The organism is Nonomuraea sp. NPDC049129 (genome assembly GCF_040648495.1).
Lineage (GTDB): Bacteria > Actinomycetota > Actinomycetes > Streptosporangiales > Streptosporangiaceae > Nonomuraea.
Genome location: NZ_JBEZDU010000009.1, coordinates 243628 through 263638, shown reverse-complemented (window position 1 = coordinate 263638; position 20011 = coordinate 243628). Strand labels below are relative to the sequence as shown.

General features: G+C 70.0%; 15 protein-coding genes. 14 read left to right on the top strand and 1 reads right to left on the bottom strand.

The window, feature by feature from the left end:
• The first annotated feature begins 58 nt into the window (after nt 1-58).
• The 13 genes from AB0B64_RS28945 to AB0B64_RS28885 all read left to right on the top strand — a co-directional run bounded on the left by AB0B64_RS28945 (nt 59) and on the right by AB0B64_RS28885 (nt 13730).
• Nucleotides 59-631, top strand: coding sequence for a DUF4190 domain-containing protein (locus tag AB0B64_RS28945; protein ID WP_358181016.1), 573 nt, complete (start codon nt 59-61; stop codon nt 629-631).
• Between the two features lie 117 nt (nt 632-748).
• Nucleotides 749-1342 (top strand): CD225/dispanin family protein, encoded by a 594-nt coding sequence (locus AB0B64_RS28940; RefSeq protein ID WP_358181013.1) that lies wholly within the window; start codon nt 749-751, stop codon nt 1340-1342.
• Entirely contained in the window at nt 1342-1773 is a 432-nt protein-coding gene (locus tag AB0B64_RS28935; RefSeq protein ID WP_357945515.1) for a DUF2752 domain-containing protein, read from the top strand. The genes AB0B64_RS28940 and AB0B64_RS28935 overlap by 1 nt, the downstream gene beginning before the upstream one ends.
• Before the next feature lie 119 nt (nt 1774-1892).
• Nucleotides 1893-2732 carry an indole-3-glycerol phosphate synthase TrpC gene (gene trpC, locus AB0B64_RS28930; RefSeq protein WP_225291735.1) on the top strand — a complete coding sequence of 280 codons (840 nt, stop codon included), beginning with the start codon at nt 1893-1895 and terminating at the stop codon, nt 2730-2732.
• A 38-nt stretch (nt 2733-2770) separates the two neighbouring features.
• The gene (gene trpB, locus AB0B64_RS28925) at nt 2771-3976 is read left to right on the top strand and encodes a tryptophan synthase subunit beta (RefSeq protein WP_357946351.1); all 1206 of its coding nucleotides are present in this window, start codon (nt 2771-2773) and stop codon (nt 3974-3976) included.
• A 112-nt stretch (nt 3977-4088) separates the two neighbouring features.
• Nucleotides 4089-4889 carry a tryptophan synthase subunit alpha gene (gene trpA / locus AB0B64_RS28920; RefSeq protein WP_357945518.1) on the top strand — a complete coding sequence of 267 codons (801 nt, stop codon included), beginning with the start codon at nt 4089-4091 and terminating at the stop codon, nt 4887-4889.
• A gap of 138 nt (nt 4890-5027) precedes the next feature.
• A complete protein-coding gene (locus AB0B64_RS28915; protein WP_358181010.1) occupies nt 5028-8915 on the top strand; it encodes an endo-alpha-N-acetylgalactosaminidase family protein in 3888 nt (1295 codons plus the stop codon).
• Nucleotides 8916-9181: 266 nt separating this feature from the next.
• Entirely contained in the window at nt 9182-9667 is a 486-nt protein-coding gene (locus AB0B64_RS28910) for a DoxX family protein (protein ID WP_357945522.1), read from the top strand.
• Nucleotides 9664-10416, top strand: coding sequence for a thioredoxin domain-containing protein (locus AB0B64_RS28905; protein ID WP_357945525.1), 753 nt, complete (start codon nt 9664-9666; stop codon nt 10414-10416). The genes AB0B64_RS28910 and AB0B64_RS28905 overlap by 4 nt, the downstream gene beginning before the upstream one ends.
• A 26-nt stretch (nt 10417-10442) precedes the next feature.
• Nucleotides 10443-11621, top strand: a complete 1179-nt coding sequence (gene lgt / locus AB0B64_RS28900; protein WP_358181005.1) for a prolipoprotein diacylglyceryl transferase — start codon at nt 10443-10445, stop codon at nt 11619-11621.
• Nucleotides 11618-12322 carry a VIT1/CCC1 transporter family protein gene (locus tag AB0B64_RS28895; protein ID WP_357945529.1) on the top strand — a complete coding sequence of 235 codons (705 nt, stop codon included), beginning with the start codon at nt 11618-11620 and terminating at the stop codon, nt 12320-12322. Before lgt ends, AB0B64_RS28895 begins: the two co-directional genes overlap by 4 nt.
• Nucleotides 12322-13137: a hypothetical protein gene (locus AB0B64_RS28890; RefSeq protein WP_358181002.1), complete on the top strand. Its 816-nt coding sequence runs from the start codon at nt 12322-12324 to the stop codon at nt 13135-13137. Before AB0B64_RS28895 ends, AB0B64_RS28890 begins: the two co-directional genes overlap by 1 nt.
• A 14-nt stretch (nt 13138-13151) precedes the next feature.
• Nucleotides 13152-13730 (top strand): hypothetical protein, encoded by a 579-nt coding sequence (locus AB0B64_RS28885; RefSeq protein WP_358180999.1) that lies wholly within the window; start codon nt 13152-13154, stop codon nt 13728-13730.
• A gap of 21 nt (nt 13731-13751) precedes the next feature.
• On the opposite strand, the gene AB0B64_RS28880 is transcribed toward AB0B64_RS28885, so the two are convergent.
• Nucleotides 13752-15287 carry a bis-aminopropyl spermidine synthase family protein gene (locus tag AB0B64_RS28880; protein WP_358180996.1) on the bottom strand — a complete coding sequence of 512 codons (1536 nt, stop codon included), beginning with the start codon at nt 15285-15287 and terminating at the stop codon, nt 13752-13754.
• Nucleotides 15288-15498: 211 nt separating this feature from the next.
• On the opposite strand from AB0B64_RS28880, the gene gltB reads away from it, so the two are divergent.
• Nucleotides 15499-20007, top strand: a complete 4509-nt coding sequence (gltB, locus tag AB0B64_RS28875) for a glutamate synthase large subunit (protein ID WP_358180993.1) — start codon at nt 15499-15501, stop codon at nt 20005-20007.
• The last annotated feature ends 4 nt before the right edge of the window (nt 20008-20011 follow it).

The window sequence follows — 20011 nt, the reverse complement described above, 5'->3', positions numbered from 1 at the left end:
GCGTTTCGTCAATAAGCTGCCTCTGCAACGGGCCAAGAGGGGATGAGGTGCCAGTGGCATGAGCTACGGGGATCAGGGCAACAGCGGGGGTTACGGCGCGCAGCCGCCCGGCGGAGGCTACGGACAGCCTCCGGGCCAGAGCCAGCCTCCGGCCTACGGCCAGTCTCCCGGCTATGGCCAGTCTCCGGGCTACGGTCAGTCTCCGGGTTACGGTCAGCAGCCCCCGAGCGGTTATTACGGCCAGCAGTCGTCCGGCGACTACGGCTACGGTCAGCAGCCGTCCGGCGAATATGGGTACGGCCAGCAGCCGCCGGGCGCCTACGGGCCACCCGGCTACGGCGCGTACGGGGCCCCGCAGAGGAACACCAGCGGCCTGGCCGTCGCCTCGCTCGTCCTGGGCATCGTCGGGTTGCTGTTCTGCGGCCTGACCAGCATCCCCGGTGCCGTCGTGGGTCACATCGCCCTCAACCGCATCAAGCGCACCGGCGAAGAGGGCCAGGGCATGGCCATGGGCGGCCTGATCACCTCGTACATCACGATTGTGCTCTGGGCGATTCTCTGGCTCGTGTTCGGCGGTATTTGGCTGACCTTCGTGGGGCTCGCGACCGCCACCACGACCGGAAACTACTGACCCGCAGGGCATCCAGTCGGTTACAAATTGTCCGCAACGTGGACGTTATTCCACGTCGATAGTGGTTTGTCGCTAGGCTGCCGCGCGCAACGCGCCACAGATTGAGGAGTCATCAGCATGAGCTACGGAAACCAGGGCGACGGCGGTTACGGCGCCCAGCCGCCCGGCGGCGGTTACGGTCAGCAGCCCCCGAGCGGTGGTGGCGGTTACGGTCAGCAGCCGCCCAGTGGCGGTGGCTATGGCCAGCAGCCGCCCAGCGGTGGCGGTGGTTACGGTCAGCAGCCCCCGAGTGGCGGTGGCGGTTACGGTCAGCAGCCGCCCAGTGGCGGTGGCTATGGCCAGCAGCCCCCGAGCGGTGGAGGCTACGGCGCCCAGCCTCCCGGTTACGGCCCGCCCCCCGGTGGCGGTTACGGTCAGCCCGGCGGCTACGGCGCGCCGCAGGGCCCGCCGGACAACCACCTGGTCGCGGCCATCCTCACGACGCTGTTCTGCTGCCTTCCCTTCGGTATCGTGTCGATTGTCAAGTCGTCGCAGGTGAACTCGAAGTGGCAGGCCGGTGACTACCAGGGCGCGATGCAGTCCTCGGAAGAAGCCAAGACGTGGTGGAAGCGCGCGCTGATCTTCGGCGCGATCATCAACATCCTCATCGTCATCGGCTACATCCTGCTCTTCGTGATCGTCGCCGCGAACACGTCGACCTCCGGATACTGATGGACATCGCGAACTTCGAGCGGCGCGGCACCGACCGGCTCCGGTCCGTGCTCGCGCCGCTCGGCGTCGCCGCCGCGGCGGGGGCGGTGTTCGCGGTCGTCGGCACGATCGACCCCAACCAGCCGGGCCACTATCCGACCTGCCCGTTCCTGTGGGCCACCGGCCTCTACTGTCCGGGCTGCGGTACGTTGCGCACCATCCACGCGCTGGCCCACCTCGACCCGGTGACCGCGCTCGGCCTCAACCCGCTCGCCATGGCGATGATCCCGTTTCTGCTGTTCTGGTGGGGTCGCTGGCTGGTCCGCGCCTGGCAGGGCAAGCCCCGGCGGACGACACTCGCGCATCCAGCTTGGCTTTGGGCGTTTCTCGGCATAGTGCTGGTGTACTGGGTGGTCCGAAACCTGCCATTCGGGGCGTTTCTCGCGCCGTAGTCGGGGGCCTGTGGTGAGGTGACCACGTCGGGGCCGATACCATCGCAAGACAGGCCGGGAGCGGACGCGATGCGAACTCTCTGCCGCCCCCAACTGCCGACCGGAGGGACCCCAAGCGCGTGAGTGAGCGGACCGAAGGGCCGAGCGTCCTCGACGACATCCTCGACGGGGTGCGCGCCGACCTCGCCACCCGTCAGCAGGCCGTGTCGCTTGACGAGCTCAAGCAGCGGGCCGAGCGGGCTTCGGGGCCCAAAGACGCGCTCGCCGCGCTCGGCGGCGACCGGATCTCGGTGATCGCCGAGGTCAAGCGATCCAGCCCGTCCAAGGGCGCGCTGGCCGCCATCGCCGACCCGGCCGCGCTGGCCGCCGACTACGAGGCGGGCGGCGCCCACGTCATCAGCGTGCTGACCGAACGGCGCAAGTTCGGCGGCAGCCTCGAAGACCTGGCCGCGGTCCGCGCCCGCGTCGACATCCCGATCCTGCGCAAGGACTTCATCCTCACCTCCTACCAGCTGTGGGAGGCCAGGGCCCACGGCGCCGACCTGGCGCTGCTGATGGTGGTCTGCCTGGAGCAGGAGGCCCTGGTGTCGCTGATCGAGCGGGCCGAGTCCATTGGGCTCACCCCGCTGGTCGAGGTGCACACCGAGGAGGAGCTGGAGCGGGCGGTCGCGGCGGGCGCCCGGATCATCGGGATCAACGCCCGTAATCTGAAGACACTCGAGGTCGACCGCGACGTGTTCGCCAAGCTGGCGCCGAAGGTCCCCGATAATGTGATCAAGATCGCGGAGTCGGGCGTGCGGGGTCCGCATGACCTGCTCGCCTACGCACGGGTCGGCGCCGACGCCGTCCTGGTGGGCGAGAGCCTGGTCACCGGCAAGGATCCACGCAAGGCCGTGGAGGCGCTGGTGACCGCCGGCGCCCACCCCGCGACGCGCCCCGACCACGGAGCAGAGGGATAGCAGTGGCAAACGACGGCACCATTCTCACCGCCGCCGACCTGGCAGGTAACGGCGCCTACGGCAACGACCCCGACGTGCACGGCAAGTTCGGCATCTTCGGCGGGCGCTACGTTCCCGAGGCGCTCATCCCGGCCCTCGACGAGGTCGCCGCGGTCTACGAGAAGGCCAAGAACGACGCCGAGTTCCTGCGCGAGTTCGATCACCTGCTGCGTACGTACGCGGGCAGGCCGACCACGCTGACCGAGGTGCCGCGCTTCGCCGAGCACGCCGGCGGCGCGCGGATCATCCTCAAGCGCGAGGACCTCACGCACACCGGCGCCCACAAGATCAACAACGTGCTCGGCCAGGCGCTGCTGACCAAGCGGCTCGGCAAGAAGCGAGTGATCGCCGAGACCGGCGCGGGCCAGCACGGCGTGGCCACCGCCACCGCGGCGGCCCTGCTCGGCCTGGAGTGCGTCATCTACATGGGCCAGGTCGACTGTGAGCGCCAGGCGCTCAACGTGGCCAGGATGAAGCTGCTCGGCGCCACGGTGGTGCCGGTGACCAACGGCTCCCAGACGCTGAAGGACGCCATCAACGAGGCGTTCCGCGACTGGGTCACCAACGTCGACACGACCCACTACCTGTTCGGCACCATCGCCGGCCCGCACCCGTTCCCCGAGATCGTGCGCGACTTCGCGCGCATCATCGGCGTCGAGGCCCGCCGCCAGATGCTGGAACTGACCGGCCGGCTGCCCGACGCGGTCGCCGCCTGCGTCGGCGGCGGCAGCAACGCGATCGGCATCTTCCACGCCTTCATCGGCGACGAGGGCGTCCAGCTGCACGGCTACGAGGCCGCCGGCCACGGCTTGGAGAGCGGCGAGCACGCGCTCACGCTCACCGCCGGCTCGGTCGGCGTGCTGCACGGCTCACGGACCTACGTGCTTCAGGACGAGGAGGGCCAGACGATCGAGTCGCACTCGATCTCGGCCGGTCTCGACTACCCGGGCGTCGGGCCCGAGCACGCCTGGCTCAAGGACAGCGGGCGGGCGGTCTACCACGGTGTGACCGACGACGCGGCGATGGCCGCGTTCTCGCTGCTGGCCAGGACCGAGGGCATCATCCCGGCCATCGAGTCGTCACACGCCCTGGCGGGCGCGCTTGAGCTCGGTCGTGAGCTGGGTCCCGAGGCGACCATCCTGGTCAACCTCTCGGGGCGCGGCGACAAGGACATGGGCACGGCGATGAAGTACTTCAACCTCTGACGGCCCGGGGTTCGCGCCGCACCGGCTCTGGAGGATGCCCGAGCACGGCGGCCGATGGCACCATGGCAAGGACGGCGGCGATGCGGCCCCTGACCACTGAGAACGGACGATCATGACTACTCTTCAGACGGTTTTCGCCACGGCGAAGGCGGAGAACCGGGCCGCGCTGGTCGGCTACCTGCCCGCGGGCTTCCCGTCCAAGGAAGGCGCCATCACCGCGGCCGCCGCCCTGGTCGAGGCCGGCTGCGACGTGATCGAGATCGGGCTGCCCTACTCCGACCCGCTGATGGACGGGCCGACCATCCAGGACGCCGTGCACCGGTCGCTGGTCAACGGCACCCGGATCGCCGACGTCCTGCGCACGGTCGAGGGAGTCGCCGCCACCGGCGCGGCCACGCTGGTCATGACGTACTGGAACCCGATCGACCGCTACGGCGCCGAACGGTTCGCACGTGACCTGGCCGCCGCGGGCGGCGTCGGCACGATCACGCCCGACCTGACACCGGAGGAGTCGGAGCCGTGGCGGGCGGCCTCGGCCGCGGCGGGCATCGACACCGTGTTCCTGGTGGCGCCCAGTTCCACCGAGGCGCGCATCAAGGCCGTCGTCGACTGCTGCACCGGGTTCGTCTACGCGGCCTCGCTGATGGGCGTCACGGGCGCCAGGGAGACCGTCAACGTGGCGGCCGAGGACCTGGTCAAGCGCACCCGCGCGCACACCGCGCTGCCCGTGTGCGTGGGACTGGGCGTCGGCACCGGCAAGCAGGCGGCCGAGGTGGCCGGCTACGCCGACGGCGTCATCGTGGGCTCGGCGTTCATCCGCCGGATGCTCGACGCGCCCGACGAGGCGGCCGGCCGTGAGTCGATCGGCGTGCTGGCCCGGGAGATGGCGGCGGGCGTCCGCTCCCGCGCCTAACCCTTTCTGTCAAATCCCGCGACTCGCAACTGGACAAGTGTCAGTATTTCTGGCGTCGGTCCATAGCGCGTGTTGCGGTGGCGGGTTGGTGGTATCGGGGCCCCACGCAGTACGACGCATACCTGTGAAAGGACATATATGCGTCGGAGTCCCGGTACCTTCGTAGCCGCCGCCGTCCTCGCCTTATCGGCCGTCGCCCTGGCCGCCCCCGCACAAGCCACGCGAGTGCCGGCGACGTCCGTGCCAGGCGCGGGGCCCACCCCGGAGCCGACGCCCACCTACGAACTGTCCTCGCCCGACCAGCCGACCACCGGTCCCACGCCCCCGCCTCCCACGCAGCAGAACCTGGCCCCCGAGCCCACCACCGTGGCCGAGCCCGTCAGGATCTCCTCCGGGCAACTGGCCGTCGACCTCGACCCGGCCTTCCCGAGGATCCTGCGCTACACCGACAAGGCGAGCGGCGCCGTACTCGACGGCAGCACCGCCGTGCCCGGCGTGGTGCTGAACGGCACGCCGTACGAGGCCACGGTCGCGCTGCGCGGCACCGACGGCGCGTCCGCCCGCTACCGGCTGACCTTCGAGGCGGGCGTCACGCTGGACGCCAGCATCCGCGTCAAGGACCGGGTGACGACCTTCGCGATCGACGCGGTCTCCGACACCGAGGCGTTCCGGGTCAACACCATCGACCTGCCAGGACACGATCTGGTGTCGGTGAGCAGCGACCAGCCGGGCGCCGCGACCGCGTTCACCAGGCTCGACCCCAACTCCACCCGTACGGCCGACGTCTTCGCCGCCGTCACCCCGGGGACGGCGCCCGACGCCGCCCCGATCGGCGCCTCGTACGCCATCGTCAACACCGGCGCCCTGGCCGCCGCGGTCGAGTCGAACTCCACCTACGACCGCCCCTCAGGCGTCACCGACAAGGACGCGGCCCGCTTCTGGCACCAGGCCAGGCAGGAGGACGGCGGCCGGATCAGGGTAGGCGTGTGGAGCGGTCAGTGGACCTACCGGGGCACCGGCGCGCCCTTCACCGAGGACCTGCCGTGGGCCAAGGTCGTGGTCACCCCCGACGCCAACGGCGACGGCGGCCTCGACTGGCAGGACGGCGCCGTCGCGTTCAGGAGCATCGGCGTCAAGGCACCCGGCGCGGACGAGACCAAGGACCGGGTGATCGCGCACATCCCGTTCAACTTCTCCAGCCAGGCCACCCACCCGTTCCTGCGCACCCTCGACGACGTCAAGCGGATCTCGCTGGCCACCGACGGCCTGGGCCAGCTGGCCCTGCTCAAGGGGTACCAGTCGGAGGGCCACGACTCGGCCCACCCCGACTACGGCGGCAACTACAACAAGCGCGCCGGCGGCCTGGCCGACCTCAACACGCTGCTCAAGACCGGCAAGGACTGGAACGCGACGTTCGGCGTGCACGTCAACGCCACCGAGTCCTACCCCGAGGCGAAGAGCTTCAGCGAGCAGCTCGTCAACAAGGACACCAAGGGCTGGAACTGGCTCGACCAGTCGTACCTGATCGACCAGCGCGGCGACCTGACCAGAGGAACCCTCGCCAAACGGCTGCAGCGGCTGCGCGCCGAGACCGACAGGAACCTGGCCCTCCTGTACGTGGACGTGTACCGCCCGCACGGCTGGGTGGCCGACCGCCTGCTCACCGAGCTGCGCGGACAGGGCTGGCAGGTGGCCACCGAATGGGCCGACAAGCTGGAGCGCTCGTCGCTGTGGTCGCACTGGGCCAACGACCTCAACTACGGCGGAGCCACCAACAAGGGACTGAACTCGCAGATCATCCGGTTCATCCGCAACGGCGAGAAGGACGTCTGGAACGCCCACCCCATCCTGGGCAACGCCCGCATCGTCGAGTTCGAGGGCTGGACCGCGCAGAACGACTTCACCGCCTTCTACCGCAACATCTGGGAACACAACCTGCCGGCCAAGTTCCTGCAGCACTACCAGATCACCGACTGGAACCCCGACGAGATCGTCTTCACCGGAGGCGTGCGCGGCAAGGTGGCAGACGGCCGGCGCCAGCTGTTCGCGGGCGGTCACAAGGTGCTCGACGGCACCACGTACCTGCTGCCGTGGGCGGGCAAGTACTACCACTACAACCCGGCCGGCGGCACCACCACCTGGGACGCCGCCCGGCCGATGACCGTCTACAAGCTCACCGACCAGGGCCGGGTCCGGGTGGGCGTCGCCACTCCGGCCGACGGCAAGATCACCCTGCGGGCCGAGGCGGGCGTGCCGTACGTGCTCTACCCCGGCAAGGCGCCCGCCCAGGCCGACCCCCGCTGGGGCGAGGGGAGCGGCGTCCGCGATCCCGGCTTCAACGGCGACGGACTGCGCGACTGGCAGGTCACCGGCCCGGTGAGCGTCCAGAAGAACGAGCGCGGCCAGCGCATGGCGCTGCTCGGCGGCGGTCCGCAGGCCCGGCTGGAACAGCGGCTGACCGGCCTCCAGCCCGGCCGCACCTACACCGCCTCGGCGTTCGTCGAGGTCGAACCCGGGCAGGCAAGACAGACCACGCTGGAGGCCGGTGGCCGGAAGGCGACGATCCAGCGCTCGACCGCCAAGAACTACATCGCCTCCGACGAGAAGCACGACACCTACTTCCAGCGCGTCAAGGTCGCCTTCACCGCGCCGCGCGACTCCGTCACGCTGCGGATCACGGCCGCCGCCGGTGCGGCGAAGGTGCGGGTGGACGACGTACGGCTCATCAGGAGCGATCCGGCGGGTGGGACCGAGACGTTCGAGTCCGTCGAGCCGGGATGGGGCCCGTTCGTCAAGGGTGACGCCGGTGGCGCGTTCGACGCGCGTACGCATCTGTCGGAGCGGCACGAGCCGTACACACAGGCCGGGTGGAACGGCAAGACCGTAGACGACGTGATCAACGGCGACTGGTCGCTCAAGGCGCACGAGGAGCGGCAGGGACTGGTCTACCGGACCGTGCCGCAGACCGTACGGTTCGAGCCGGGACACGCTTACGAGGTGTCGTTCGGCTACCAGAGTGCCCTGGCGGACGCCTACGCCTGGGTGACCGGCTACGACAAGGGCACCTCCAGCGTGGAGACCCGGCGGACGCCGGTGCCGGAGCGGCGGACCACCGGCAGGTTCGCCGAGCGGGTGGTCGCGGGCTGCGGCGACGTCTGGGTCGGGCTCCGCTCGCTGCTGCCCGAGCAGGCCGGGGCCGATTTCGTCCTCGACGACTTCGCCGTCAAGGACCTGGGGAAGGACCCCGAGGCCCAGGCGTGCGCGTCGCTGGACGTGGTGCCCGCGACGCCCGCGTTCGAGCAGGGCGCGGCCTCCGAAGTCACCACCACGTTCGTCAACCTGGAGGACGTGGCGGCCCAGGACGTCAAGGTGACGCTGACCGTACCCGAGGGCTGGACCGTCACCGGGAACGGGACCGGCACCGTAGAGCCTGGCGGCAAGCTGGTGACCATCTGGAAGGTGACGCCGCCCGCGAACGCGCCCTATGACACCTACGAGCTGAAGGCCGACGCCGCCTACACGGCGGCGGGAGCCGCCAAGTCGATCGGCGCGGTGACGACCGTACGGACGCTGCCGCCGCCACCCACCGCGGAGGCCTGGGCGAGCGACCTGGAGTGGGTCAGCGCGGTCAACGGCTGGGGGCCGGTCGAGCGCGACCGGTCCAACGGCGACCTCGGCGCGGCCGACGGCACGCCGATCGTGATCGGCGGCCAGACGTTCGCCAAGGGGCTGGGCACGCACGCGCCTGCCGACGTCCGTTTCTACCTCGGCGGCCGGTGTACGGCCTTCACAGCCTCCGCCGGCGTGGACGACGTCCAGGCCACCAGGGGGTCTGTGGAGTACAGCGTGGTCGCCGACGGGGTGGTCAAGGCACACAGCCCGGTGCTGCGAGCCGCCGATCCGGCCTACGAGCTGACCGCCGACCTCACCGGTGCCCGATACGTGGACCTCGTGGCGGGCGACGGCGGCGACGGCAACGGCAACGACCACGCGGACTGGGGCGCCGCCAAGTTCGCCTGCGGCTAGCGGTCTCACGGGTTAGTCGCCGGTCTCTGCGGTTAGCGGTCGGTCGGGTTCGTTCGCCATGGGCGCTCGGTGCGTCGCGGCTGCTCGCCGCGACGCCGTGAGCAGCGCGTACGGCCCGTGCGCGGGAAAACCCTCTTAACCGAGTCTTATCCCGGGCGTGGTCAGATGGGTTCCCGATACTGTGCGCTTTCCAGCGCAGAGAAAGAGGAGCCCTAGCCGTGGTCGCGTCGAAACAGTCACTTAACGCTCGGACGGCGGTACTCTGGGTGACGACCGTTGCCCGGCTTGTCCTGGGCGGGGTGCTGATCGTGGCCGGGTGGCTGAAGATCGGCAATCCGTCCGACTCCGTCGTGGCGGTCAAGGCTTACGAGCTGCTGCCCGACTCGCTCGCCACGACCGTGGGCTACGGCCTGCCGATCCTGGAGATCGTGATCGGTGTGCTGCTGGTCGTCGGGCTGCTGACCAGGGTGGCCGGGGTGATCGGTGGGCTGCTCATGTTCGCCTTCGTCTTCGGCATCGCCTGGGCGTGGGCGCACGGCCTGCGGATCGACTGCGGCTGCTTCGGGGGAGGCGGACAGCTCGGGGCGGGGGAGCAGCCGGCCTACCTGCTCGACATTCTGCGCGACTTCGGTCTCGTGGTGCTCGGCGCCTGGATCGTGCGCTTCCCACCGGGACGTTTCGCGCTCGACTCGGCGCTCGGGTTGGCGGGCGGCGAGCGCGGACATGATGAACAAGAGGGGATCGACCAATGAGCAAGGGGGACCGTGCGAAGTCCGCGCGGGAGAAGATCAAGGCGCAGCAGGCCGCCGACCGCGTGCGGGAGCGGCGCAGAAAGGCCGTCACCTACGCGACCGTGAGCGCGGTCGCGGTGGCGGCGGTCGGGCTCGGCGTCTGGTACGCCGCCAGCACGTCGCAGGCGGAGCAGGCCGGCGGCCAGCTTCCGCCGACCACGGTGAACCCCGACGGCTCGGTCACCATGGCCCAGAGCGGTGTCACCAAGCCCGTCGTCGACATCTTCGAAGACTTCCAGTGTCCCGCCTGCAAGCAGATGGAGGAGGTGAGCGGCAGCACGTTCAGGAACCTCGCGGCCGAGGGCAAGGCCAAGGTCGTCTACCACCCCATCACGATCTTCAGTACCGATCCGACGAAATCCAACTCCCTGCGCGCCGGCGCCGCCGCCCGCTGCCTGTCCGACGGCAAGCAATGGATCGCCTTCCACGACCTGCTCTACAAGAACCAGCCCAGTGAGACGGTCGAGGGCTTCAAGACCGACCAGATGGTGGACTGGGCCAAGCAGGCCGGGGCCACGGGGGCGGGCATCGACACCTGCATCACCGGCCAGAAGAACGTGCAGGCCCAGCTCGACTACAGCGCCAAGGTCATGAAGGAGCAGAAGCTGAGCGGCACGCCGACCGTCAAGCTCAACGGTACGGCTCTGGACAACAAGGTCGTCTTCGCACCAAAGGATCTTCGCGATGCGGTCACGAAGGCGGCCAAGTAGTCCCGCTTCCGCTACCCTCACCTGACATGCCCCTTGCCTCGATTCCCAGCCCTTCTCAAGGGGTCTGGTATCTCGGATTCGTGCCGATCCGGGCCTATGCCCTGTGCATCGTGCTCGGCGTCATCTTCGCCGTCTGGCTGAGCGAGCGCCGCTGGCGCGCTCGCGGCGGCCAGGCGGGCACGATCATCGATATCTCCGTGCCCGCGGTGATCTTCGGCCTCATCGGCGGACGCCTCTACCACGTCATCACCGACTGGCAGACCTACTTCGGCGAACGCGCGATCAAGAAGCCCTACCAGGCCCTGTTCATCTGGGAAGGCGGGCTGGGCATCTGGGGCGCGGTCGCGCTCGGCGGCGTCGGCGTCTGGCTGGCCTGCCGGAGGCGCGGCCTGTCCCTCAGCGCGGTGGCCGACACGGTGGCGCCCGGCATCATCTTCGCGCAGGCGATCGGCCGCTGGGGCAACTGGTTCAACCAGGAGCTGTACGGCGGGCCGACGACGCTGCCGTGGGGGCTCGAGATCGACCAGTTGCACGGGGGCGAGCCGGGGGTGCTCTACCATCCGACGTTCCTGTACGAGTCGATCTGGGATGTCCTGCTGGGCTTCGTCCTGCTCTGGGCGGGCAAGCGGTTCGCGCTGCACCATGGGCGGCTGTTCGCCCTCTATGTCGCCGGCTACACACTGGGACGGTTCTGGATCGAGGGGCTGCGAATCGACCCCGTCGGTGGGGTGGACCACGCGGTGACACTCCTGGGACTTCGGCTGAACCAGTGGACGTCGATCGTGGTGTTCATCGGGGCGCTGGCCTACTTCTGGCTGACCCGCAACAAGGACAGCGAGGAGTTCATCCTCCCGGCCGAGGTGCGGGAGGCCGCTGCGAGCGGCCCGGATCCGGCCCACGGGGTCGACCAGGCCGACTCGGCGGGCGACACCGCTGCTGATTCAGACGCCGCTGCGGAGGCCGGGCAAGCGGACAAGGCGCCGGAAGACGCCCCGGATCCTGAGGTCGTACGTGCGGATGCTCCGGACCCCGCGGTGGTCGCTGAGGACGTCGCGCCGAAGGAGGAGTCCGTACGCGAGGAGTCCGTACCTGAGGAGTCCGCCAGCGAGGACGACGCCCGCGAGGACGACGCCCGCGAGGGTGACGCGACCGCGAAGCAGGGGGAGACCCCCGAGGTCGTTCAGCAGGAGAAGAACTCCAGATGAGCGGGGGCGCGGAGCAGCACCACCAGCACCGTGACGTCACCGGCGGCTGGCTGCGGCCGTCGGTGTTCGGCGCGATGGACGGCCTGGTGTCCAACTTCGCGCTCATCGCCGGTGTCGCGGGCGGCACCGGTGACACCAAGGTCATCGCCCTGGCGGGCATCGCGGGCCTGGCGGCGGGTGCCTTCTCGATGGCCGGTGGCGAATACGTCTCGGTGGCCAGCCAGCGCGAGCTGGCCCTGGCCGAGATCGCCGTCGAGCGCCGCGAGCTCGAACGCCACCCCGAGGCCGAGCAGGAAGAGCTCGCCCAGGTATTCATCGCCAGAGGCGTGGCGCCGGACCTGGCCGCCGAGGTGGCCAGGCAGATCTCCGAGAACCCCGCCGAGGCCCTGGAGGTCCACGCCCAGAGCGAGCTCGGCGTCGACCTGCACGACCTGCCCTCGCCCAAGGTGGCCGCGGGCTCGTCGTTCCTGTCCTTCAGCGTGGGCGCGCTCCTGCCGCTCGTGCCGTACCTGATCGGCGTGACGAGCCTGTGGGTGTCGGCGGTCATCTCGTGCCTGGCGCTGTTCGGGGCGGGGGCGCTGGTCTCCACGGTGACCGCGCGTTCCTGGCTGTACTCCGGGCTGCGGCAGCTGATCGTCGGCGTGGTGGCGGCCGGGCTCACGTTCGGGCTGGGCAACCTGATCGGGGCGGGTGGGCTGTGATGGCCTCCAGAACGGCGACCCGCAAGCGCCGGCGCCCCGCGCGCTCCGACTGGCAGTTCCCCCTGCTCACCGACTTGGGGATGGACCCCAAGAAACAGAAGCTCCTGGTGATCATCGTGTCGGCGGTGGGGGTGCTGGCCGCGGCGTTCGCCCTGGTCGCCTTCGTCAACTCGCTGGGCCAGTACACCCCCGAACAACGCCGCGGCGCCGCCATCGTGCAGGCCGACGCGGCGCTGCCGGAGACCTATCACAGCTGGGCCTCGCCCAAGCTGTTCGATCCGATCGCCGACCGGGCCAAGGACCGCACGCCGCTCACCGAGAAGGAGGTGTTCGGGCAGAAGACGCTCACCGGTGAGAAGAAACTCACTCTCAAGCTGGCCGGCAGCAAGCTCGACGCCGACTGCTCGGCCGCCGTCTGGGGCCCCGAACTCCTCGACCTGGTCGCCGGCGCCGAGTGCAGCCAGGCGGCCCGCGGTGTCTACACCACCCCGGACGGCCGCTACGTGGGCCAGTACACCCTGCTCAACCTGCGCGACGGCAAGGCCGCCAGTGAGCTGGTCGAATCGCTCAAGACGCTCTACCGGGGCGGCTGGACGAGCCCGGTCGGCTCCGGCAAGACCGCCTTCCCGCCGGGAGCTCACACCGAGGGAGGGGGCTACGCCTTGGGCCACTACGTCGGGCTGGTCTGGATCGGCCGGGCCGACGGCGCCGCCCCGACGCCCAAGGACGACTTCGTCTCGCTCTCGCTGACGCTCCGGGGGGCCGAGAAGGCCGTCTACCGCCGGGTCGTCTCGGTCACCGGGCCGGCGTCATGATGCGCGCCCGCGTCATGATCCCGCTGGGCATCGCCCTGGTGGCGGTGCTCGCCGTCGCGGGCTGGCTGTTGTTCCTGCGGCCCGAGGCCCGGCCGTCCACCTTCCGGGGCGAGCCGACCTCGGCGCTCTACTCCCTCATCGACTCCCGGCAGCGCGACGCGGCTCCGCTGACCGTGGACGAGGTGTTCACCCCCGACACGGCGACGCTCGGCGGATTGCGCCGCGTCTCGGCCGAGCAGCTCGCGGACTGCGACGACGCCCTCTGGGGCGCTTCGGCGGCGGGCTGCACGCAGGCGCTGCGGGCCACCTACACGGGCGACTCGGGGGCGGGGCAGTTCGTCATCTTCAACCTCACCGACGGGCGGGCCGCCGACGCGCTGGTGAAGGCGCTGTCCAAGGACGGGTTCGTCCGGCAGGCGGTCCCCTTCGACGCCGTACGCAGCCGCGCGCAGGCCAGGGCGCTCGGCCACTACGTCACCGTCGCGTGGGTGGGGCCGGTGCGGCCAGGGGAAACGGGGGACCTGGTGTCGCAGCTGGTCGCCCTCGACGGGCTCGGGCACATCATCCAGAAGCGCGTGGTCGACGCGACCTGACGCGCCCACCGTTCCGGCCGGTCAGGTGGTCTTGGACAGGGCCGTGACCGTGGCGGAGACCGTGGTGGGGAGGTCGGCGAGGCGGTGGAGGGGCGTCTCCAGCGGCGTGACGGCCTCGGCCCAGGGCGCCGCCTGCCGGATGAGGGCGCGGGCGTCGTTCTTGGTGAGGGTGGTGCCCTGTGAGCGGGCCACCGCGATGAGCCCCTCGCGCCAGGTGTTGGCCAGTTTGCCGTGCCCGTTGTCGAGGATCCGCCGCAGCACCCCGGCCTCGTCACCGATCGGCTGCGGGAGTCGTACGGCCTCCAGGACGCCGCCGTCGGACGTCAGCTCGTAGACGGACCCCAGGACATCCGGGAGAGGGGCCGGCGCGGACAGCAGGACCCGCACGTGGGCGGCTCGCGTGGCCAGCAGGAGGCGCGGGAGCGCGGCCTCCAGGCCGGCGGGCAGCGCGATCGCCACCCGCTCCACGGCGGCCGCGTAGGGCTTGGCCAGCCACGTGGACAGCTTCACCCGGGGCTGCGGCAGCTCCTTCGGCCAGTCACCCACCAGCAGGTCGGCGTCGGCCGCCGAGGAGCTGTCGGCCGCCGAGGAGCCGGTGGACTCGATCGACTGGGGGCCCTGGGTGTAGATGGCGGTGGTCAGGCGGTCGAGGCGGGCGGTGACGGCGGGACGGGTCTTGGTGGTGGGACGCAGGACATAGAGGTCGGCGGCGGAGCCGATGGCTTCCGCCCCGAAATATCTGTTGAAATCTGGGTAAATAGCGTCATATGCGAGGTTGAGGGCGGAGAGGGAGTTCTGCACCTTCAGGGCGAGCATCGGAGTGCGCTCGCTCGCCCCGTACGCCAGCAGCACCCGCCCATCGTCCTTGAGCCCCTCGATCGCGCGCGCCACGAACAGCCCGACGCCCTCCGGTGTGTACGGCGGGTCGGTGACGGCCAGGTCGTGGTCGCGGGCCGACGGCGGCAGCGACAGCCGCAGATCGGCCCACCGGGTCCGTACGCCGAGATCCTGGGCGTCCAGATAGGCCAGGATGCGCTCGTCCACGTCGACCACGGTGACCTCGGCCTCGGGGTGGACCAGTTTGACGGCCAGCGAGGTGAGGTCGTGGTCGCCCACGAACAGCAGCTTCGCGCCCCGCAGCCAGAAGCGGGCGCCGAGCAGCAGCGCCCTGCGCAGCACGGTGTCGGGGGTGGCGGCCACGTGGTCCAGCGCGTGGCGGGAGCGCGGCGCCTCGTCGATGAGGCGGCGCAGCCGGTCGAGCACGTGCGTGTAGTGGGGGAGCAGATAGGCGACCGGGTCGGCCGGGGGCGGGGCCACGGCCAGCAGGTCCTGGAAATCCGGCGAATGCGTGAGCGGCACCCGGAACCTGTCGCCGGAGTGCTCCAGCGGGACCTCGCGCAGCAGTGCCTCGATCGTCCGCCGGGCCGTTGCCGACTCCCTGACCAGGTCGGACAGGGTCCACCACTGGCCGTCGCAGAGGAGGGTCAGGGCGTGCCTGAGCCGTCTGCCGTCGACTCCGGCCTCGTCGAGCAGGCGTTCCACCCCGTCACGGTCCATGGTCCAACCCTATCGAGGGAATTCCGGGCCTCCAGTCCGGTGTTTGGGACATAGCAGCTCGTATGTCGGGATTGTCGCCAATGTTCGCGATGTGGACCAGGCGGGAACTATTCCGGCAGGGTGTTGTAACCTCTACGCACACGCAGCAGGGCCAACGTCGTCCCCGCCTGTAGAGCAGTTCTTGACAGACGATGACGACGGGAGGGATTCAATGCCTGCTGCCCACCTCGGGTTCCCCGAGCCCCAGGGCCTCTACCACCCCGCCAACGAGCATGATGCCTGCGGAGTCGCCATGGTGGCCGACGTCGCCGGGCGCCGCGGGCACGGGATCGTGGTGAAGGCGCTGACGGCGCTGTGCAATCTCGATCACCGGGGGGCCAAGGGTAGCGAGCCTGACACAGGCGACGGAGCCGGGATCCTCACCCAGATCCCGGACACTTTCTTCCGTACGAACGTGAGTTTCGCGCTGCCCGAGCCCGGCCACTACGCCGTCGGCATGGCCTTCCTGCCGTTCGACGGTGAGGCGCGCGACATCGCCTTCCGCATGATCGAGGAGATCGCCGCCGAGGAAGGCCTGAACGTCCTGGGCTGGCGCGAGGTGCCGGTCGACCGGGCGCTGCCCGGACCGAGCGCCAGAGCCGTCATGCCGCATTTCACGCAGCTGTTCGTGGCGAGCCCCAACGGAGAGTCGGGGCTGGCGCTGGACCGGCTGGCGTTCTGCCTGCGCAAGCGGGCCGAGCACGAGGTGGACGTCTACTTCCCCTCGCTGAGCGCCCGTACGATCGTGTACAAGGGCATGCTCACCCCCGACCAGGTCGAGCCGTTCTTCCCCGACCTGTCGGACGAGCGCTACGAGACCGCGATCGCGCTGGTGCACTCGCGCTTCTCCACCAACACCTTCCCGAGCTGGCCGCTGGCCCACCCCTACCGTTACATCGCCCACAACGGCGAGATCAATACGGTCAAGGGCAACCGCAACTGGATGCGGGCCCGCGAGGCGATGCTCGAATCCGCCCAGATCCCGGGCGACATGTCGCGACTTTTCCCGATCTGCGATCCAGACGGCAGCGACACCGCATCCTTCGACGAGGCTCTGGAGCTGCTCCACATCGGCGGCCGGAGCCTGCCCCACGCCGTCCTGATGATGATCCCCGAGGCGTGGGAGAACCACACCGAGATGGACCCCGCGCGGCGGGCCTTCTACGAGTTCCACTCCTCGATGATGGAGGCGTGGGACGGCCCCGCGTCGATCACCTTCACCGACGGCACGCTGGCCGGAGCCGTGCTCGACCGCAACGGCCTGCGCCCGGGCCGATTCTGGGTGACCGCCGACGGGCTGGTCGTGCTGGCATCCGAGGCGGGCGTGCTCGACTTCAAGCCCGAAGACGTGGTGCGCAAGGGCCGCCTGCAGCCCGGCCGGATGTTCCTCATCGACACCGCCCGCGGCAAGATCATCGAGGACGACGAGATCAAGGCCGAGCTCGCGGCCGCGCTGCCGTACGAGGACTGGCTGCACGCCGGCCTGGTCCGCTTCGAGGAGCTGCCGGCCCGGCAGCGGGAGATCCCCACGCACGAGGCGCTCGTCAAGCGGCAGCAGACCTTCGGTTACACCGGGGAAGAGCTGCGGATCATCCTGTCGCCGATGGCCAGGACCGGCGCCGAGCCGATCGGCTCCATGGGCACCGACACGCCTGTCGCGGTGCTCAGCGAGAAGCCCAGGCTGCTGTTCGACTACTTCACCCAGCTGTTCGCGCAGGTCACGAACCCGCCGCTGGACGCCATCCGCGAGGAGCTGGTGACCTCGCTGGCCAGCGTGCTCGGGCCGGAGGGCAACCTGCTCGACCCCGGGCCCTCCTCCTGCCGTCAGCTGGTCCTGCCGTACCCGGTGATCGACAACGATGAGATCGCCAAGATCATCCATATCAACGACGAGCACGACCTGCCAGGCTTCCACCCGCACGTGATCTCCGGCCTCTACGAGGTGTCGGGCGGTGGCGCGGCGCTGCTGCACCGCCTGGAGGAGATCCGCGCCGAGGCGTCGCAGGCGATCGCCAACGGCGCGCGCATCATCGTGCTGTCGGACCGCGGCTCGTCCGACACGCTGGCGCCGATCCCGGCGCTGCTGCTGACCGGGGCGGTCCACCACCACCTGATCCAGGAGAAGACCCGCACCAAGATCGGTCTCGTCGTCGAGACCGGTGAGGCGCGGGAGTGCCACCACATGGCGCTGCTCATCGGCTACGGCGCGGGCGCGGTCAACCCGTACCTGGCCATCGAGACCGTCGAGGACCTGGTCGACACCGGTGCGCTCCAGATCGACAAGCACAAGGCCGTACGGAACCTGATCAAGGCCTACGGCAAGGGCGTCATCAAGGTGATGTCGAAGATGGGCGTCTCCACCGTGGCCTCCTACACCGGCGCGCAGATCTTCGAGGCGCTCGGCCTGAGCCAGGAGGTCATCGACGCCTGCTTCACCGGCACCACCTCGCGGCTCGGCGGCGTCGGCTTCGACGTGCTGGCCGAAGAGGCCGCCCGCAGGCACGCGCACGCCTACCCGAGGGTGGCGAACGCGCACCGCGGGCTCCAGATCGGCGGCGAATATCAGTGGCGGCGCGAGGGCGAGCCGCACCTGTTCAACCCCGAGACGGTCTTCAAGCTGCAGCATGCCACCCGCACGCGCCGCTACGAGATCTTCAAGGAGTACACCGGCATGGTGGACTCCCAGGCCGAGCGGCTCATGACGCTGCGCGGGCTGTTCAAGCTGAAGGAGGGCCGGACCCCGGTCCCGATCGACGAGGTCGAGCCGGTTTCCGAAATCGTCAAGCGGTTCTCCACCGGCGCGATGTCGTACGGCTCGATCTCGATGGAGGCGCACGAGACGCTCGCCATCGCGATGAACCAGCTGGGCGGCAAGTCCAACACCGGCGAGGGCGGCGAGGACCCGGAGCGCCTGTACGACGCGACGCGGCGCAGCGCCATCAAGCAGGTGGCGTCGGGCCGGTTCGGCGTGACGAGCGAATACCTGGTCAACGCGGCGGACCTGCAGATCAAGATGGCCCAGGGCGCCAAGCCCGGTGAGGGCGGCCAGCTGCCCGGCCACAAGGTCTACCCGTGGATCGCCAAGACCCGGCACTCCACGCCCGGCGTCGGCCTCATCTCGCCGCCGCCGCACCACGACATCTACTCGATCGAGGACCTCGCCCAGCTCATCCACGACCTGAAGAACTCCAACCCCGAGTCGCGCGTGCACGTCAAGCTCGTGGCCGAGGTCGGGGTCGGCACGGTCGCGGCGGGCGTGTCCAAGGCGCACGCCGACGTGGTGCTCATCTCCGGGCACGACGGCGGCACCGGCGCCTCGCCGCTCACCTCGCTCAAGCACGCGGGCGCGCCGTGGGAGCTCGGCCTGGCCGAGACGCAGCAGACACTGCTGCTCAACGGGCTGCGCGACCGCATCGTGGTGCAGGTGGACGGCCAGCTCAAGACCGGCCGCGACGTGGTCATCGCCGCGCTGCTCGGCGCGGAGGAGTACGGCTTCGCCACCGCTCCGCTGGTCGTGTCCGGCTGCGTGATGATGCGGGTCTGCCACCTCGACACCTGCCCGGTGGGCGTGGCCACGCAGAACCCCGAGCTGCGCAAGCGCTTCACCGGCAAGCCCGAGTTCGTGGTGAACTTCTTCGAGTTCATCGCCGAGGAGATCCGCGAATACCTCGCCGAGCTGGGCTTCCGCTCGCTCGAAGAGGCGATCGGGCACGTCGAGCTGCTCGACATGACGGCCGCCGAGGACCACTGGAAGGCCAACGGCCTCGACCTGTCGCCGATCCTGCACCAGCCGGAGCTGCCCGCGGGGACCCCGCTGCGCCGCACGGTCGAGCAGGACCACGGGCTGCAGCACGCGCTCGACAACACGTTGATCCAGCTGGCCGAAGGCGCCCTGAACAACGGCACCCCGGTCACGCTGGAGCTGCCGATCCGCAACGTGAACAGGACCGTCGGCACCATGCTCGGCTACCAGGTCACCAAGCGTTACGGTGGCGCCGGCCTGCCGGAGAACACGATCGACATCGGTTTCACCGGCTCGGCGGGCAACTCGTTCGGCGCGTTCCTGCCGCGCGGCATCACGCTGCGGCTGACCGGTGACGCCAACGACTACCTGGGCAAGGGCCTGTCGGGCGGGCGCATCATCCTGCGGCCGCACGAGGAGGCACCGCTCGACGGTCACATCATCTCCGGCAACGTCGCCCTCTACGGCGCCACGTCCGGGGAGGCGTTCATCCGCGGCGTCGTCGGCGAGCGCTTCTGCGTCCGCAACTCCGGCGCCACCGCGGTCGTCGAAGGCGTCGGCGACCACGGCTGCGAGTACATGACCGGCGGCAAGGCGGTCGTCCTCGGCCCGACCGGGCGCAACTTCGCGGCCGGCATGTCCGGCGGCGTCGCCTACCTGCTCGACCTCAACGTCGGGCGGGTCAACCGCGAGATGGTCGCCATCGAGGAGCTCACCGAGGAGGACGGCGAGTTCCTGCGCGAGACGGTCGAGAAGCACTTCGCGGAGACCGGCTCCCCGGTCGCCAAGGAACTGCTGGCCGACTGGCACGCGGCGCTCGCCCGGTTCGGCAAGATCATGCCGACCGACTACAAGCGGGTCATGGAGGCGGCCGAGGCGGCTCGCATCGAAGGCAGGGACATCGACGAGGCGGTCATGGCCGCCGCGGTCAAGGGTTAAGGGA

Bases quoted from the DNA above. Each gene is read 5' to 3' on its own strand.
- AB0B64_RS28945 (WP_358181016.1), top strand. From the start codon at position 59: ATGAGCTACGGGGATCAGGGCAACAGCGGGGGTTACGGCGCGCAGCCG.
- AB0B64_RS28940 (WP_358181013.1), top strand. From the start codon at position 749: ATGAGCTACGGAAACCAGGGCGACGGCGGTTACGGCGCCCAGCCGCCC.
- AB0B64_RS28935 (WP_357945515.1), top strand. From the start codon at position 1,342: ATGGACATCGCGAACTTCGAGCGGCGCGGCACCGACCGGCTCCGGTCC.
- trpA (WP_357945518.1), top strand. From the start codon at position 4,089: ATGACTACTCTTCAGACGGTTTTCGCCACGGCGAAGGCGGAGAACCGG.
- AB0B64_RS28915 (WP_358181010.1), top strand. From the start codon at position 5,028: ATGCGTCGGAGTCCCGGTACCTTCGTAGCCGCCGCCGTCCTCGCCTTA.
- AB0B64_RS28905 (WP_357945525.1), top strand. From the start codon at position 9,664: ATGAGCAAGGGGGACCGTGCGAAGTCCGCGCGGGAGAAGATCAAGGCG.
- lgt (WP_358181005.1), top strand. From the start codon at position 10,443: ATGCCCCTTGCCTCGATTCCCAGCCCTTCTCAAGGGGTCTGGTATCTC.
- AB0B64_RS28895 (WP_357945529.1), top strand. From the start codon at position 11,618: ATGAGCGGGGGCGCGGAGCAGCACCACCAGCACCGTGACGTCACCGGC.
- AB0B64_RS28890 (WP_358181002.1), top strand. From the start codon at position 12,322: ATGGCCTCCAGAACGGCGACCCGCAAGCGCCGGCGCCCCGCGCGCTCC.
- AB0B64_RS28885 (WP_358180999.1), top strand. From the start codon at position 13,152: ATGATCCCGCTGGGCATCGCCCTGGTGGCGGTGCTCGCCGTCGCGGGC.
- AB0B64_RS28880 (WP_358180996.1), bottom strand. From the start codon at position 15,287: ATGGACCGTGACGGGGTGGAACGCCTGCTCGACGAGGCCGGAGTCGAC.
- gltB (WP_358180993.1), top strand. From the start codon at position 15,499: ATGCCTGCTGCCCACCTCGGGTTCCCCGAGCCCCAGGGCCTCTACCAC.